General features: G+C 71.6%; 12 protein-coding genes and 2 pseudogenes. All 14 read left to right on the forward strand.

Features of this window, described 5'->3' with window-relative positions; translation table 11 throughout:
- The first annotated feature begins 38 nt into the window (after positions 1–38).
- Positions 39–1,675 (forward strand): annotated as a pseudogene (locus tag QQY66_RS26545) (polyamine aminopropyltransferase).
- Positions 1,676–1,816: 141 nt separating this feature from the next.
- The gene (locus QQY66_RS26550) at positions 1,817–2,593 is read left to right on the forward strand and encodes an SRPBCC domain-containing protein (RefSeq protein WP_301982802.1); all 777 of its coding nucleotides are present in this window, start codon (positions 1,817–1,819) and stop codon (positions 2,591–2,593) included.
- 271 nt (positions 2,594–2,864) lie between these two features.
- A complete protein-coding gene (locus tag QQY66_RS26555; protein WP_301982803.1) occupies positions 2,865–3,665 on the forward strand; it encodes an aldose 1-epimerase in 801 nt (266 codons plus the stop codon).
- Between the two features lie 10 nt (positions 3,666–3,675).
- Positions 3,676–4,227 carry an orotate phosphoribosyltransferase gene (pyrE, locus tag QQY66_RS26560; protein WP_301982804.1) on the forward strand — a complete coding sequence of 184 codons (552 nt, stop codon included), beginning with the start codon at positions 3,676–3,678 and terminating at the stop codon, positions 4,225–4,227.
- 115 nt (positions 4,228–4,342) lie between these two features.
- Positions 4,343–5,374, forward strand: a complete 1,032-nt coding sequence (fbaA, locus tag QQY66_RS26565) for a class II fructose-bisphosphate aldolase (RefSeq protein WP_301982805.1) — start codon at positions 4,343–4,345, stop codon at positions 5,372–5,374.
- A 64-nt stretch (positions 5,375–5,438) separates the two neighbouring features.
- Positions 5,439–6,906 (forward strand): annotated as a pseudogene (locus QQY66_RS26570) (MFS transporter).
- Positions 6,907–7,290: 384 nt separating this feature from the next.
- Positions 7,291–7,704 carry a DUF3151 domain-containing protein gene (locus QQY66_RS26575; RefSeq protein ID WP_301982806.1) on the forward strand — a complete coding sequence of 138 codons (414 nt, stop codon included), beginning with the start codon at positions 7,291–7,293 and terminating at the stop codon, positions 7,702–7,704.
- Positions 7,705–7,851: 147 nt separating this feature from the next.
- Positions 7,852–8,691, forward strand: a complete 840-nt coding sequence (locus QQY66_RS26580; protein ID WP_301982807.1) for a tryptophan 2,3-dioxygenase family protein — start codon at positions 7,852–7,854, stop codon at positions 8,689–8,691.
- On the forward strand, positions 8,684–9,919 hold the full coding sequence (kynU, locus tag QQY66_RS26585; protein WP_301982808.1) for a kynureninase: 1,236 nt from the start codon (positions 8,684–8,686) through the stop codon (positions 9,917–9,919). Before QQY66_RS26580 ends, kynU begins: the two co-directional genes overlap by 8 nt.
- Before the next feature lie 222 nt (positions 9,920–10,141).
- Positions 10,142–11,098, forward strand: a complete 957-nt coding sequence (locus QQY66_RS26590) for a S9 family peptidase (RefSeq protein WP_301982809.1) — start codon at positions 10,142–10,144, stop codon at positions 11,096–11,098.
- Between the two features lie 221 nt (positions 11,099–11,319).
- Positions 11,320–12,354, forward strand: coding sequence for an alpha/beta hydrolase (locus tag QQY66_RS26595; RefSeq protein ID WP_301982810.1), 1,035 nt, complete (start codon positions 11,320–11,322; stop codon positions 12,352–12,354).
- 112 nt (positions 12,355–12,466) lie between these two features.
- Positions 12,467–13,645 (forward strand): acyltransferase, encoded by a 1,179-nt coding sequence (locus QQY66_RS26600; protein WP_301987498.1) that lies wholly within the window; start codon positions 12,467–12,469, stop codon positions 13,643–13,645.
- Between the two features lie 133 nt (positions 13,646–13,778).
- Entirely contained in the window at positions 13,779–15,107 is a 1,329-nt protein-coding gene (locus QQY66_RS26605) for a sensor histidine kinase (protein WP_301987499.1), read from the forward strand.
- Positions 15,104–15,778, forward strand: coding sequence for a response regulator transcription factor (locus tag QQY66_RS26610; protein ID WP_301982811.1), 675 nt, complete (start codon positions 15,104–15,106; stop codon positions 15,776–15,778). Before QQY66_RS26605 ends, QQY66_RS26610 begins: the two co-directional genes overlap by 4 nt.
- Positions 15,779–15,838: the final 60 nt, after the last annotated feature.

A 15,838-nucleotide genomic window follows, 5' to 3' on the forward strand; every position in this document is an offset into this window, starting at 1 on the left:
TGACGAAGCGTGCCCGCGGCGTGACGTACCGTCGCAACGTGATCGAACCGCACGCGCCCGCCCCACCCGGCTCACCGCCGCCCTGGGGCCGCCCCGCGCGGCTGCCCGTCCGGCCCGGCGTCGGCCGGTTCCTGGTCCTCGCGGGTGTGTTCGTCTGCGCTGCCTGCGGACTCGTGTACGAACTCGAACTCGTCGCCCTCGCCTCGTACCTGATCGGCGACTCGGTCACCCAGGCATCCGTCGTGCTGTCCGTGATGGTCTTCGCGATGGGCGTCGGCTCGCTCGCCGCGAAACGGCTGTGCAACCTCGCCGCCGCCGGCTTCGGCGCGATCGAGGCGACACTCGCGCTGGTCGGCGGCTGCAGCGCGATGGCCCTGTACGCCGTCTTCGCCTGGACCGGCGACTGGGGCGGGCTGTGGGCGCACGGCCCCCGGCTCCTGCTCGTCGCCTTCTCCCTCGCCATCGGCCTGCTGATCGGCGCCGAAGTCCCGCTGCTGATGGAGCTGATCCAGCGCATCCGCCGCCAGGACCCGGGCGGCGCGGTCGCCGACCTGTTCGCGGCGGACTACGTCGGCGCGCTCGTCGGCGGCCTCGCCTTCCCCTTCGTACTGCTGCCGCAGCTGGGCCAGTTGACCGGTGCGCTGATCACGGGCGCGGTCAACGCGGTGGTCGGCGGTGCGCTGGTACTGGGCCTGTTCCGCGGCGATCTCACCCTGCGCGGCCGGTGGTTGCTGGTACTGGCCAACCTCGCCGTCCTCGGCGTCCTCGCGACCGCCGCCGTCCACGTCGACGACTTCGAACGCGCGGCCCGGCACGCCGTGTACGGCAGGGACGTACGCGTGGCCGTGCAGACCGACGTCCAGGAGGTCGTCCTCACGGGCGGCACCGACGGCCGCCCCCTCGACCTCTACCTCGACGGCCGGCTCCGCGTCGGCGGCCAGGACGAGCGCCGCTACCACGAAGCGCTGGTCCACCCCGCGATGAACGGCCCGCACGCGCGCGTGGTGATCCTCGGCGGCGGCGACGGGCTGGCCGCCCGCGAAGTGCTGCGCCACCCGGACGTCCACCGCGTCGACATCGTCGAACTCGACGCGGAAGTGGTCCGCCTGGCGCGCGGGGACCGCGGATTGTCCGCGCTGAACGATCACGCCTTCGACGACCCCCGCGTCCACGTGAGCACGGCGGACGCCTTCGCCTGGCTGCGGTCGGCGCCCAGATCGGCGTACGACGTCGTGATCTCCGACCTGCCGGACCCCGGGATCACGGCGAGCACCAAGTTGTACTCGCAGGAGTTCTACGGCCTGGCGCGGCGGGCGCTGGCGCGGGACGGCCGCCTCGTCGTGCACGCCGGCCCGGTCTCCTCCGCCCGAAGACGTTCTGGACGGTGGACACCACGATGCGCGCCGCGTCCCTGTCGACGTCCCCCTACGGCATCACCGGCCACGACGCGGGCTTCCGCGCCGGCCCCGACCGCTCGACCGGCGGCACGACACACGGCCCGCACGACTGGGGCTTCGTCCTGGCGACGACCGGGCGGAATCCGCCGCTGTCCCTCGCGCAGGCGCCGCCGCTCCGGACGCTGACCCAGGGGGAGTTGACGGCGGGGGCGAGGGTGCTGGAGGGGATGCGGGTGAGGGAGCTGGAGGCTTCGACGCTGGTGCATCCGCGGTATTGAGCCGGTGCATGCGCGATATCGAGGGGGCTTTCTTCTGGAGGCCGGGCAGGTGGCAGCCACCAGTCGGCGTCCACACACACGCCGAGCGAGTTGTGGCCAACGGGAGCATGCGAACGGCACCTGCGGGTACGCTCGGCCAACATGGAGCATGAGGTGTTCGTTCCGGTTCCGGCCGAGCGGCTGAGGGAGGCGCTGGCCGACCCCGCACGGATCGCCCGGGCGGTCCCCGGGCTCCAGCAGGACGCCGGCGCCGAGCCCGTCACCGGCAGGCTGAAGGTACGCGTCGGCGGCCACACCATCACCTACCGCGGCTCCGCCCGGCTCTCCGGGCAGGACGACGGTTCGTACGCCATCGAAGGCGACGCGACCGAGGCCCGCGGCACCGGCTCGGTCAAGCTCGCCCTCACCCTCCGCCTCCGCGACACGGAGGGCGGCACGACGCTCACGTTCGACGGCACGGCCACCGCGGACGGACGCGTGGCGGAACTGGCGGGGGATGCGGTCACCTCGGCGGTGGGCCGTCTGCTGAACCGTTTCGCGGAGAATCTGGGGGCTGAGGGGGAGGGGCCTGAGGAGTCGAGGGGGGCGGAGGTCGAGGGCACCGCGGATGCCGCGGACGCCGTCGTCGAAACTCCGGAGGAGTCCTCCGTATTCGATGCGGAGGTGCCTGCGCCGGGCCTCGATCCGCTTGCCGAGGCCGAGGAGCCGGCGCCCGCCGAAGCCGCTCACGCTCGGCGCACGATGATCGGGCGCAGTGCGGAAGAAGTGGATCACGCTCCGCCGCGTGGCCGGTATGCGCCGGTTCCCGCGCCGCAGGCGGTCGCCCCGCACTCGACGCTTCGCTGGGCGGCTCCGGCGGCGGCGCTGGTGCTGGCGTCGGCGATCGTGGTCGGCCGGGTGTTGCGTAAGCGGCGCTGAGTGGTGGGGCGTGGATTTTCTCGCCCCCGCCGCCCCTACCCGTCCCATCCCTGGGGGCTGCCGCCCCCAGACCTCCGCTTCGGCCTGAACGGCCTCGTCCTCAAACGCCGGACGGGCTGGATGATGCGAACCGGCATCGAGGAGTGAGGTGCCTCCAGCGGGTGGGTGGGGGTTGGGGATGGCCGTTCTTGTTCTGGAACGGCGGGTGGGCTGGATTGTGCCGACCGCTATCAGTAGGTCGTCCTCTTGATCCGCCCAGTAAGGTCGTGCCGTGAGTAGTGAAGACATCACGCTGACCGCGGGTGACGCGGAGGTGACCGTGCAGCCGGGGAACGGCGGGCGGGTCGGTGGGCTGCGGGTCGGTGGGGATCAACTGCTGCGGCAGGGGGAGCGGTTCGGGTGCTTCCCGATGGTGCCGTGGTGCGGGCGGATCCGGGACGGACGGTTCCGGGACGGGGCCACGGTCCACCAGCTGCCGCTCAACTCCCCGCCGCACGCCATCCACGGCACCGCCCGCGACGGCGCCTGGCGCACCGCCCGCAGGACGGCGAACGAGGCCGTCATCACGTACGACCTCGTCGACCCCTGGCCCTACCCCGGCCGGGTCACCCAGGTCGTCGCCCTCGCCGAGGACTCGCTCACGCTCACCATGTCCGTGGAGACGTACGAGTCGTCCTTCCCGGCGCAGATCGGCTGGCACCCGTGGTTCAACCGGAAGCTCGGTGAGAGTGAGGGCGTCGTCCTCGATTTCGCCCCCGCCTGGCAGGAGGAGCGCGGCGACGATCATCTGCCGACCGGCAACCGGATCGACCCCAAGCCCGGCCCCTGGGACGACTGCTTCGGTATGCCCGACGGCGTCGACGTCACCCTCACCTGGCCGGAGCGGCTGGAGCTGACCGTCAGGAGCGGCGAGGAGTGGGTCGTCGTGTACGACGAGCAGGAGGCGGCCGTATGCGTCGAGCCGCAGACCGGGCCGCCGGACGGGCTCAACAGCCTGCCCCGCCTCGTCACCCCGCTGGAGCCGCTGGAGGCCGCGACCACCTGGACCTGGCGCAGCCTGAGAGCTGTCTAAGCTGGCAGACATGACGACGGACGTACGCGACGCGCTGCTGCAGCAGATCAAGGACAAGGCCGTGGTGCACGGCAAGGTGACCCTCTCCTCGGGTATCGAGGCCGACTACTACGTCGACCTGCGCCGGATCACCCTCGACGGCGAGGCCGCCCCGCTGGTCGGGCAGGTGCTGCTCGACCTCACCTCCGACCTCGACTTCGACGCGGTCGGCGGCCTCACCATGGGTGCCGACCCGGTCGCCGCGGCCATGCTGCACGCCGCCGCCGCGCACGGGCAGCGGCTGGACGCCTTCGTCGTCCGCAAGGCCGCCAAGGCGCACGGCCTGCAGCGGCGGGTCGAGGGCCCGGACATCGCCGGCCGCCGCGTTCTCGTCGTCGAGGACACCTCCACCACCGGCGGCTCCCCGCTCACCGCCGTCGAGGCAGTGCGGGAGGCCGGTGCCGAGGTCGTCGCCGTCGCCACCATCGTCGACCGGGCGACCGGCGCGGCCGAGAAGATCCAGGAGGGCGCGGGGGTGCCGTACCGCTACGCGTACTCGAAGGACGAGCTGGAACTGGACTGACGGGGCGTCCCGATCATCCGGTCCTGTCTGGAAAGATGGCCCCGACGACGACGTCGCCCCCCTAGGTCAGGGCCGTAAGCCAGCAGAACGCAACCCGCACAATCAAGGAGCGGACATGCCCATCGCAACCCCCGCGGTCTACAACGAGATGCTCGACCGGGCGAAGGCAGGCAAGTTCGCCTACCCGGCCATCAACGTGACCTCGTCCCAGACCCTGCACGCGGCCCTGCGCGGTTTCGCGGAAGCGGAGAGCGACGGCATCATCCAGATCTCGACGGGTGGCGCCGAGTTCCTGGGCGGTCAGCACAGCAAGGACATGGTGACCGGTGCGGTGGCCCTGGCCGAGTTCGCGCACATCGTCGCCAAGAAGTACGACATCACCGTCGCCCTGCACACGGACCACTGCCCGAAGGACAAGCTCGACGGGTACGTACGTCCGCTGCTCGCCGTCTCCGAGGAGCGCGTCGCGCGCGGTGAGAACCCGCTGTTCCAGTCGCACATGTGGGACGGTTCCGCCGAGACCCTCGCCGACAACCTCTCCATCGCCCAGGAGCTCCTCGAGCGCGCCCGCGCCGCGAAGATCATCCTCGAGGTGGAGATCACCCCGACCGGCGGCGAGGAGGACGGCGTCTCGCACGAGATCAACGACTCGCTGTACACGACGGTCGACGACGCCCTGCGTACGGTTGAGGCGCTCGGCCTCGGCGACAAGGGCCGCTACCTGCTCGCCGCCTCCTTCGGCAACGTCCACGGTGTGTACAAGCCGGGCAACGTCGTGCTCCGCCCCGAGCTGCTGAAGGAGCTGAACGACGGCGTGGCCGCGAAGTACGGTCAGCCGGCCGGCTCCCAGCCCTTCGACTTCGTCTTCCACGGCGGCTCCGGCTCCACGGCCGAGGAGATCGCGACCGCGCTGGAGAACGGCGTCGTCAAGATGAACATCGACACGGACACCCAGTACGCCTTCACGCGTCCCGTCGCCGACCACATGTTCAAGAACTACGACGGCGTCCTCAAGGTCGACGGCGAGGTCGGCTCCAAGAAGACCTACGACCCGCGCACCTGGGGCAAGCTGGCCGAGGCGAGCATGGCCAAGCGCGTCCTCGAGGCCTGCGGGAACCTGCGCTCCACCGGCACGAAGATCAAGTAGTTCCTCCGGGAACCAGGAGCCCGGCGTCTGTCTACGGCGCCGGGCTCGCTGTATACCTGTGGGCATGCCCGACGTCCGGATCGCCTCCCCGCAGGGCAAGTGGATCCTGCTCACCACCGTCCTCGGCTCCAGCATGGCCCTGCTGGACTCGACCGTCGTCAACGTCGCCCTCCCCCGGATCGGCGAAGACCTCGACGCGAACCTGTCCGCCCTCCAATGGACGGTCAACGCGTACATGCTCACGCTCGCCGGGCTCATCCTTCTCGGCGGCTCCCTGGGTGATACGTACGGCCGCCGCAAGATCTTCGTCATCGGCGTGATCTGGTTCGCCGTGGCCTCACTGCTGTGCGGGCTCGCCCCGGACGCCGGCTTCCTCGTCGCCGCGAGAGCCCTCCAGGGCATCGGCGGCGCGCTCCTCACACCCGGCTCCCTCGCGCTCATCCAGGCCTCCTTCCACCCCGACGACCGGGGCCGTGCGGTGGGCCTGTGGTCCGGCTTCGGCGGCATCGGCGCGGCCGTCGGCCCGTTCCTCGGCGGCTGGCTGGTCGACGGCCCCGGCTGGCGCTGGGTCTTCCTGCTCAACGTCCCGCTGGCGCTGCTCTGCGTCCCCGTCGCCCTGCGCCACGTGCCCGAGTCCGGGGACGGCCGTAAGCACGGCCGCTTCGACGTCCTCGGCGCGACCCTCGGCGCACTGGCCCTCGCACTGGTGACGTACGCGCTGATCGAGGCCCGGAGCGGTTCCCTCACCGTCACCGTCACCGCGATCGCGGGCGTCGCCGCGGGGATCGCCTTCGTGTCCGTCGAGAAACGGCGGCCGGACCCGATGATGCCGCTCGGGATCTTCGCCTCCCGCCAGTTCACCGCGGTCAACCTGGTCACCGTGTGCGTGTACGCGGCCCTCGGCGGCTTCTTCTTCCTGGCCGTCCTCCAGCTCCAGGTCGTCGCCGACTGACTCCGCCCTCGCCGCCGGTACGGCCCTGCTGCCCACGACCGTCCTGATGCTGCTGCTCTCCGCCCGCTCAGGCGAACTCGGCGAACGCATCGGCCCCCGCATCCCCCTCACCGTCGGCCCCCTGGTGTGCGCCGCCGGCCTGCTGCTGATGCTGCGCGTCGGCCCCGACGCCTCATACGTCGCCGACGTCCTGCCCGGCGTACTCGTCTTCGGCCTCGGCCTGGTCACCCTGGTCGCCCCCCTGACAGCCACCGTCCTCGGCTCCGTGGACGCCTCCCGGGCAGGCCTGGCCAGCGGCATCAACAACGCGGCGGCGAGAGCGGCCGGCCTGATCGCGGTCGCGGCACTCCCCCTGCTCGCCGGAATGGAGGAGGACGCCTACCGCTCACCGAGCGCCTTCAACGACGCCTTCGGCCGCGCGATGATCATCTGCGCGGTCGTCCTGGTCGCGGGCTCGGCCCTGGCCTTCACGACGGTACGGCGCCTGCCACCGGACTGCCAGCGCCCGGAATGCCGTACGCATGGGGCAATCACGGCGCCGCCGCTGGAGGGGGAACCGGTAAAGAAACGGATCGCATAACGCCCCGAAAGGGGCGCGAGGCTGTATCGATGTGCGGCTCCGCCGCGTGGGCGCGACCAGCCCCAACGCAGCCGCAGACGACAGACAACCCGGCGCGGCACTTCCAGGGGGAACCAGTAAAGAAACGGATCGCATAGCGCCCCGAAAGGGGCGCGGGGAACTGCGCGACCAGCCACGACGCCGCCGCAGACGAAAGACGACACATCGCGGCACCCTCAGCGGGAGCCGGTAAAAAGCGATTCGCATAGCGCCCCCGAAAGGGGCGCGGGGCTGTATCGATATGCGGCTCCGCCGCGTGGGCGCGACCAGCCCCCACCGGCCCGCAGACAGCCGACGACCAACCGCGGCGCCCCCAGCGGAGCGCCATGCATCAGACTGGAACCCATGACGATTCACGAGAACCTCCTCGGGGGCCCGCCCCCGACGCACCTCCCCGACGACCCCGAGCCGCGCGAGCTGCTCGCGAACGGCACGGCACCCGCGGACGTGGCCGCGCAGTACCCCACCTCCTCCCTCGCCTGGGCCCAGCTGGCGGACGACGCGTTCGAGCGGGGCAGCGTCGTGGAGTCGTACGCCTATGCCCGTACGGGCTACCACCGCGGCCTGGACTCCCTGCGCCGCAACGGCTGGAAGGGGCACGGCCCGGTGCCCTGGGAGCACGAGCCGAACCGCGGCTTCCTGCGCGCCCTGCACGCCCTCGCCCGCGCCGCCGGGTCGATCGGTGAGCAGGAGGAGTACGAGCGCTGCTCGCAGTTCCTGAAGGACTCCTCGCCCACGGCGGCCCAGACGCTGGGCTAGGCGAACCTTGAGTGCGGGTCCGGCTGTGATCCAGTCGGGCCTTGCACTTTCCGGGGGACACCCGTGAGGATTCGGGTGGGGACCGGGGCCCCCGTGTCGGTAACGGCAGGGGCGGACCGCTACCCGGAGTTACAACAGGAGACAGCGATGTCCCAAGAGGCTCACGACACGAACGAGCCCGAGACCCCGCATCTCGACTTCGCAGGCACGACGCCGTACGAGGACTACGTCAAGGCGGACGTGCTCACCCACCTCCAGCACACCCTCTCCGACGATCCCGGAGAGATGGTCTTCCTGGTCACGACCCAGGTGATGGAGCTGTGGTTCACCGTCATCGTCCATGAGTGGGAGACCGCCGCGCACGCCCTGCGCGAGGACCGGGTGCCGGTGGCGATCGACGCGCTGAAGCGTTCGGTACGGGAACTGGAGGCGCTGAACGCCTCCTGGAAGCCGCTCGGACAGCTCACCCCGGCCCAGTTCAACTCGTATCGAAGCGCTCTCGGCGAGGGCTCCGGCTTCCAGTCGGCCATGTACCGCCGCATGGAGTTCCTGCTCGGCGAGAAGTCCGCATCCATGCTGGTCCCGCACCGCGGCGCGCCCCGTGTCCACGCCGAGCTGGAGAAGGCACTGCACGAGCCGAGCCTGTACGACGAGGTCCTGCGGTTCCTCGCGCGGCGCGGGCACGCGATTCCGGCGTCGGTGGTGCAACGTGACACAGCACTGCGGTACGAGCCGTCGCCGGAGGTGGAGGCCGCCTGGACGGCCGTCTACGCGGGCGATCCGGGTGATGAAGTGGCCCGGCTGGGCGAGGCGTTGACCGATGTCGCCGAGCTGGTGTGGCGCTGGCGGAATGATCACTTGGTCGCCACGCGTCGGGCGATGGGCGCCAAGCCCGGCACGGGCGGCTCCGCCGGGGTTGCCTGGCTGGAGAAGCGCGCGCAGAAGAACGTGTTTCCCGAGCTGTGGACGGCGAGGTCTCATGTCTGAGCGGTCTGAGCGGTCCGAGCAGGTGGTGAGGGCCGAGAAGCTGGACGCCGCCGACGAGCTGGCCGGGGTGCGTTCGCGGTTCGTGCTCGACGATGTGGTGTACCTGGACGGCAACTCGCTGGGCGCGCTGCCCGCGAACGTCCCCGGCCGGGTCGAGGACGTCGTCCGCCGGCAGTGGGGTGAGCTGCGCATCCGTTCCTGGGAGGAGAGCGGCTGGTGGACCGCGCCCGAGCGGATCGGCGACCTGATCGCTCCGCTCGTCGGGGCGGCGGCGGGGCAGATCGTGGTGGGTGACTCGACAAGTGTCAATGTTTTCAAGGCACTTGTGGCAGCGGTACGAATGGCGGGTGCGGGTGCGGGTGCGGGTGCGGGTGCGGGTCGGGACGAGGTCGTCGTCGACGCGACGACGTTCCCCACGGACGGCTACATCGCCGAGTCCGCCGCCCGGATGACGGGCTGCACGCTGCGGCCGGTGGCGCCGGCGGATGTACCGGGGGTCCTGGGCGACCGTACGGCCGCGGTGCTGCTGAACCACGTCGACTACCGCACGGGCCGACTGCACGACCTGCCGTCCCTGACGTCCGCGATCCGCGCGGCCGGCGCCGTCTCCGTCTGGGACCTGTGCCACAGCGCGGGCGCCCTGCCGGTGGGGCTCGACGAGCACGGGGTGGACCTGGCGGTCGGCTGCACGTACAAGTACCTGAACGGGGGCCCGGGTTCACCGGCGTACCTCTATGTGCGGCGGGAACTCCAGGACAGTTTCGACTCTCCGCTGCCCGGCTGGAACTCCCACGCCGAGCCCTTCGGCATGCGGTCGGCGTACGAACCGGCGGCGGGGGCGCTGCGGGGGCGGGTCGGGACGCCGGACATCCTCTCGATGCTGGCGCTGGAGGCGGCGCTGGAGGTATGGGAGGGGGTCTCGGTCGAGTCCGTTCGCGCCAAGTCCCTCGCTCTGACGGACTTCTTCCTGGAGTGCGTGGCGTCGTACGTCCCCGAGGGCAGGGTCGAGTCCCTGACGCCGAGCACGCATGCGGAGCGGGGCAGCCAGGTCGCGCTGCGCTGTGACGACGCCGGGGATGTCATGAAGCGGCTCATCGAGCGGGGCGTCGTCGGCGACTTCCGCGCGCCTGACGTGCTGCGGTTCGGGTTCACGCCGCTGTATGTCGGGTTCGGGGATGTGGAGCGGGCGGCTCGGGTGCTGGGGGAGACGGTGGCCGGGGCTGTGTGACGACGTCAGGCGGGGCGGGTCGGTCGTCGGTGAGTCCGGCGGGCGCCGTCATGGGGGCGTGCACGCTGCGGTCCGTCAGTGCGGCGGCACTGCGGAACCGTTCACCTTCACCGAGCGTGACATCCCCGTGTCGGCGCACGTCACCGGGCTGATACCGTCCCCGCCAACGGCCGATTTCTCTCCTGGACCGCCAATTTTGTTCCGTCGCTGAGAGGTTGGAGCATGCCGGACGCCGTCGCAGCACGAGCCGCCGCCGAAGAGGAGTCGGCCTTCTCGCACCCGCCCGTCGACCCCGACGCCACCGCGGCCTACGGCGACCACCCCGACCAGGTGATCGACTTCTACGCCCCGCGCACGCCCGAACCGGCCACCCCGGGCGTCCTCGCGCCGCTGATCGTCCTCCTGCACGGCGGCGCCTGGCGGACACCGTACGACCGCCGTCACATGACCCCGTTCGCGGACTTCCTGGCCCGTCGCGGCTTCGCCGTGGCCAACGTCGAGTACCGGCGCGGAGGGCGGGACACGGAGGTTGCCGCCGATCCGGGAGCGAGGGTGAAGGGCGATGCGGTCGCGGGGGTGCAGGGCGGTCAGGTCGCGGGGGAGAGGGGCGAACCGGTCGCGGGTCGCTGGCCGGACACCTTCGACGACGTGTCGGCCGCGGTGGACGCGCTCCCCGCGCTCGTACGGGAGATCCTCCCGCAGGCCGACGCGCGCCGCACGGTCATCACGGGCCATTCCGCGGGCGGTCACCTGGCCCTGTGGGTGGCGGCCCGTCACCTTCTGCCGGCCGACGCACCCTGGTACACGGCCCGCCCCGCGCCGCTGCGCGGTGTGGTCGCCCTCGCCCCGATCGCCGACTTCGCGGTCGCCGAGAAGCTGGACGTCTGCGGCGGCGCGGTACGTCAACTCCTGGGCGGCGAGGATGAGTTCGCGGCCCGCCAGCCGTACGCCGATCCGGCGCTCCTCCTGCCCACCGGCATCGCCACCACCCTCGTCCAAGGGCGTACCGACATCGACGTCCCCCAGGCGGTCGCCGAGTCCTACGCGGACGCGGCGGCGAAGGCGGGCGAGGTGGTGGGCCTGACGCTCCTGGAGGACGTCGGCCACTTCCCCCTGATCGACCCGGCGGCGGACGCGTGCGCGGTGGTGGCGGAGGAGATCGCGCAACTGGCCTGGTGACACCGGCCTTTCGGGGCCGCGGCAGCCTGAGCGAGCCTGTGTGCCAACGCGACGCGCGTCGCTGTCCTTCGTCGCGTGGCCGGCGGCCCCTTCATACCCGTAATACCTGAGAGCTACGTCGCAGGTGAGCTCCCTGGCGTGACGCGGACGACGACCGCTGATCCGTAACTTCCCATCCAGACAGGCCCGATGGCCGGGCGGAACTGGAAGGGGAGACGACCATGGGGCTGGACGAGAGGGCGGCGACGGAGAGCGGTCGTAGCGGTTCGGGGGACCATCGGCCGCGCACTCGGCGACACCTCGCCCTCAGATGGCGGCGTACCGTCCTGGCCGCTCTCATCACCTGCGCCGTGGTGTTCCCCCTCTCCGCCGCCGCGCAACCCGAGATCCCCGCGCCGCGGCCCGCGGCCATCGCCCCCGTGACCGCGGCCACGCTGGGCGAGGCGTACGAGGCCAACCGGGCGAACGCGGTGGAGGCGTCCCGGATGGCCGCCGCCCACGGGGACACCGGTCGCGCCGCGGCGGACCGCTCCCTCGCCGGCCCTTCCCGCCACCTCCTCGCCTTCGACGGCCGTGGAGCGGGCCGGGCGACGGAGGTCTTCGGCGACCTGGCCCACGCCGACCGCATAGCGGTCCTGGTCCCGGGCTCGGACACCTCCCTCGACACCTACGACCGCTTCCGTGCGACGGCCCTCGCGCTACGGCACCAACTCACCCAGGACTCCCCGACCGGCCCCCGCACGGCGGTCGTGGCCTGGCTCGGCTACAAGACGCCCGGCACGGTGAGCACGACGGTCACCACGACCGGCCGAGCCGAGGAAGCGGCCCCGGAACTGCGGGAGTTCATACGGCAGCTGCGCGACGTCGTCGGCCGCGACGCGCAGGTCTCCCTGCTCTGCCACTCGTACGGTTCCGTGGTCTGCGGCCGGGCCGCCGCCGGCCTGGACGTCGACGACATCGCCCTCGTCGGCAGCCCGGGTACGGGCGCCGACACCGCCGCCGACCTGCGCACACGCGCCCGTGTGTGGGCGGCACGCGGCGCGGACGACTGGGTGGCGAACGTTCCGCACGTCAGCGCCGACCTGTTCGGCACCACCGTCGGCTTCGGCACCGACCCGGTGTCCCCGGCCTTCGGCGCCCGTGTCTTCGCGGCGGGCGACGGCGGCCACAGCGACTACTTCGCACCGGGCTCGGCCGCCCTGGCCAACCTGGCCCGGATCGTCCTCGGAGAGGCATCGGAGGTGACCCGTGCGTGAGCTGAAGCTGCGCGGCCCGGGCGAGCGCATACGCAAGGACATATGGACGGACATGCGGAAGGAGATACGGAAGGACATGCGGAAGGAGATGCGGAAGGAGATGCGGAAGGAGATGCGGAAGGGCGCCGCCCGAGTCGACGCCGCGACTCCCGCGGACCGGGACCGCGCGGTCGACGCCCTGCGCGCCTTCGCGATCCTCGGCATAGTGCTCGGCCACTGGCTGGTGACGGCCCTGGTCGCGGACGGCGGCTCGCTGCGTACCGCCAGCCCGCTGCAGCACATGCCCTGGCTGGCCCCGATCTCCTGGGCCTTTCAGACGCTCGCCGTGTTCTTCCTGGTCGGCGGCCATGTGGCGACCCGTGGCTACACCTCGGCACGCGCCTGCGGCACGACATACGGACAGTGGCTGACCGCCCGAGTCTCCCGGCTGTTCAAACCGGTGGCGGCCGTCCTCACCCTGTGGACGGTGGCCGCGGTCGCCCTCCTCCTGACGGGCGCGGAGTTCGAGACGGTCCGCACATTGGTCAAGCTGGCCCTGTCCCCCCTGTGGTTCCTGGTGGTCTTCGCCGCGCTGACGGCGGCGACACCACTGCTGACCCGGCTCAACCCGCTCTGGCCGCTGGCCGTCGTCCTCCATGTGGACCTACTGCGCTTCGGCCTGGGCGGCCCGTCCTGGCTCGGCTGGGTGAACGTGGCGGCGGGCTGGCTCGTCCCGTACACCCTGGGCGCCGCCTGGACCCGAGGCGAGCTGGACCGTCGCCGCGCCGGCTGGATCCTCCTCACCGGCGGCGCGACGGCGACGGCGGCGCTCATCGCCTGGGCGGGCTATCCGGCGTCGATGGTGGGCGTACCGGGAGCCGGCATCTCGAACCTCAACCCGCCGACCCTGGCCGCCGTCACCTTCGGCCTGGCCCAGTGCGGTCTGGCCCTGCTCCTGCGCGACCAGCTGCGCCGCACGATGCGCCGCCCCCTGGCCTGGGCAGCCGTAGCCCTGGTCAACCTCTCCGCCATGACGATCTTCCTCTGGCACCAGACGGCCCTCATGGCAACCACCGCCACGACCCTCCTGGCCGGTCACCTCCCCGGCCTCCACACCCGCCCCGACAACCTGACCTGGATCGCCTACCGCTGCGCCTGGCTCCCCCTCTTCGCCCTGGCCCTGACGGCTTGCTGGACGGCGTTCCGCACGTACGAACAGTCCTCGGGCCGCCGCCCACCCCGCCCGTCCCGAGTGATCCGTTCCCACCCCCACCCCCGGACCCCGCAAACAAAGGCCCCTCACCGTGCCTAGGGTTGACGGCGTGAACGGCGAGGAGAACGACCCACCGGCAAAGGAGCCACAGCACTCACCCGCACCCGCACCCACCCGCCTCCACCGCCTCCGCAAAGCCCTCGGCACGTCCCCCTCCCGAACCTCCCCCCACCTGCCCAAGTACCGCTGGCTGCGCTGGCTGACCTACCTCCTCGTCTTCTGGATCGCCCTGGGCATCTCCCTGGCGGGCGGCAGCGAAATCAGCAGCGACTACGACCTGTCCACGGGACAGGGACTGGTGGCCGGTCTCGCGCAAGGCAGCGCGCTCATGCTGGCCTTGTGGCTCCCGGCCCCCGCCTGGGCCCTGTCCCTCGCCGCCACCGTCACCACCGCCCTGACCGTCCGCCCGCACCTGGCGGAGACCACAGGCCCTGACCCCAGCTGGCCGTGGAGCACACCCGCTGTCCTCGCCCACTCCGTCGTGTTCCTCCTGCTCGCTCTGCGCGTGCCCGCGCGCAAGGTGATCGCGGCCCTGGTGGTGACGGGCCTGGCAACAGTCGTTCTCCAGGTGGGCATCGATGCGACCGGGTACTCCGGCACGGGCACAGTGGCGATCGCGCTCTTCGCCGTGGCCGTCGTGGTCGGCATCGCGCTGCGCGGCAGGCGCGAGGCCCGCACCCGACTCGTGGAGCAGGAGACGATCACCGCGGAGGAGCGGGCCCGCCGCACGCTGCTGGAGGAGCGCAGCCGGATCGCCCGTGAACTGCACGACGTGGTCGCCCACCACATGTCGGTGATCTCCATCCAGGCCCAGGTCGCCCCGCACCTCGTCGAGGACCCGTCCGAGGAGCTGAAGGAGAACCTCGACGGCATCCGGCAGAACGCCCTGGAGGCCCTCACCGAACTCCGCCGAGTCCTGGGCGTCCTGCGCTCCGAGAACCCCGACGACCCCTACGGCCTGGGCGAACCCGGCACCGGCTCCGCCCCGCAGTCCCCCCAGCCCACGCTCGACCGCCTGGACGCCCTGATCGAGAACACACGTGCCGCCGGACTGAGGGTCGCCACCGACATCAGGGGCACGGCTCCTCCGTATCCTCCGGGCGTGGAACTGTCGGCGTACCGGATCATCCAGGAGGCGCTGAGCAACGCACTGCGGCACGCCCCGGGCTCGGCGGTGCGCGTCGAGATCACCCATTTCCCCCGCGGTCTGTACCTCGGTGTGATCAACTCCCGTCCGGAGCGCCCGGTCCCGCCCTCACCGGGTACGGGCCACGGCTTGCTCGGCATGCGTGAGCGCGCCACGATGCTCGGCGGCCACCTCACCGCCACCCCGACCCTGCACGGCGGCTTCTCGGTCTCGGCGTTCCTCCCGAGAGACGGCACCGCGGACCCCGACGACACGGAGCCCGTCGAGCCGGACGGCTCCGTCACGCCCGTGTTCGGCCCCGGTGTCTTCGAGATCGAGGCACCCCGACCCACGACCGGAGAAGAGAATCCATGACGAGCGGCACCATCCGCGTACTCATCGCCGACGACCAGCAGATGGTCCGGCAGGGCTTCACCGTGCTGCTCAACACCCAGCCCGACATCGATGTGATCGGCCAGGCGGTGGACGGCATGGACGCGGTCGCCAAGGTCGCCGAACTCGCACCGGACGTCGTCCTCATGGACATCCGCATGCCCGAACTCAGCGGGATCGAGGCCACCCGCCGCATCGTCGGCGTGACCCCGCACATCAAGGTGCTCGTGCTCACCACCTTCGACCTGGACGAGTATGTGTACGAGGCACTGCGTGCCGGCGCGTCCGGGTTCCTGCTGAAGGACGCCTCCGCCGACAAGCTCGCCGAGGCGGTCCGGGTGGTGGCGGCCGGTGACGCGCTGCTCGCGCCCGGTATCACCCGGCGGCTGATCGCCGAGTTCTCCCGTCTCGGCGACAAGCCGCGCGCCCCGCTCAAGACCCGCGTCGGCGACCTGACCGAGCGGGAGACGGAAGTGCTGGCGCTGATCGCGCAGGGCCTGTCGAACGCGGAGATCGCCGAGCGCCTGGTCGTCGCCGAGCAGACCGTGAAGACCCACGTGGGCCGCATCCTGGTGAAGCTGGGCCTGCGCGACCGCACGCAGGCGGCCGTGTTCGCGTACGAGTCGGGGCTGGTGAGGCCCGCGGGGTACTGACCGGCGTCCGTGAGCCGTTCCCACACCCGGAGCTGGGATTACCCGTAATACCTGAGACGG

Origin of the sequence: Streptomyces sp. DG2A-72 (genome assembly GCF_030499575.1) — a bacterium.
Classification (GTDB): Bacteria; Actinomycetota; Actinomycetes; order Streptomycetales; family Streptomycetaceae; genus Streptomyces.

Excerpts from the sequence above, each read along its gene's own strand:
- QQY66_RS26550 (WP_301982802.1), top strand. The coding sequence starts at position 1,817 with ATGGAGCATGAGGTGTTCGTTCCGGTTCCGGCCGAGCGGCTGAGGGAG.
- pyrE (WP_301982804.1), top strand. The coding sequence starts at position 3,676 with ATGACGACGGACGTACGCGACGCGCTGCTGCAGCAGATCAAGGACAAG.
- fbaA (WP_301982805.1), top strand. The coding sequence starts at position 4,343 with ATGCCCATCGCAACCCCCGCGGTCTACAACGAGATGCTCGACCGGGCG.
- QQY66_RS26575 (WP_301982806.1), top strand. The coding sequence starts at position 7,291 with ATGACGATTCACGAGAACCTCCTCGGGGGCCCGCCCCCGACGCACCTC.
- QQY66_RS26580 (WP_301982807.1), top strand. The coding sequence starts at position 7,852 with ATGTCCCAAGAGGCTCACGACACGAACGAGCCCGAGACCCCGCATCTC.
- kynU (WP_301982808.1), top strand. The coding sequence starts at position 8,684 with ATGTCTGAGCGGTCTGAGCGGTCCGAGCAGGTGGTGAGGGCCGAGAAG.
- QQY66_RS26590 (WP_301982809.1), top strand. The coding sequence starts at position 10,142 with ATGCCGGACGCCGTCGCAGCACGAGCCGCCGCCGAAGAGGAGTCGGCC.
- QQY66_RS26595 (WP_301982810.1), top strand. The coding sequence starts at position 11,320 with ATGGGGCTGGACGAGAGGGCGGCGACGGAGAGCGGTCGTAGCGGTTCG.
- QQY66_RS26600 (WP_301987498.1), top strand. The coding sequence starts at position 12,467 with ATGCGGAAGGGCGCCGCCCGAGTCGACGCCGCGACTCCCGCGGACCGG.
- QQY66_RS26610 (WP_301982811.1), top strand. The coding sequence starts at position 15,104 with ATGACGAGCGGCACCATCCGCGTACTCATCGCCGACGACCAGCAGATG.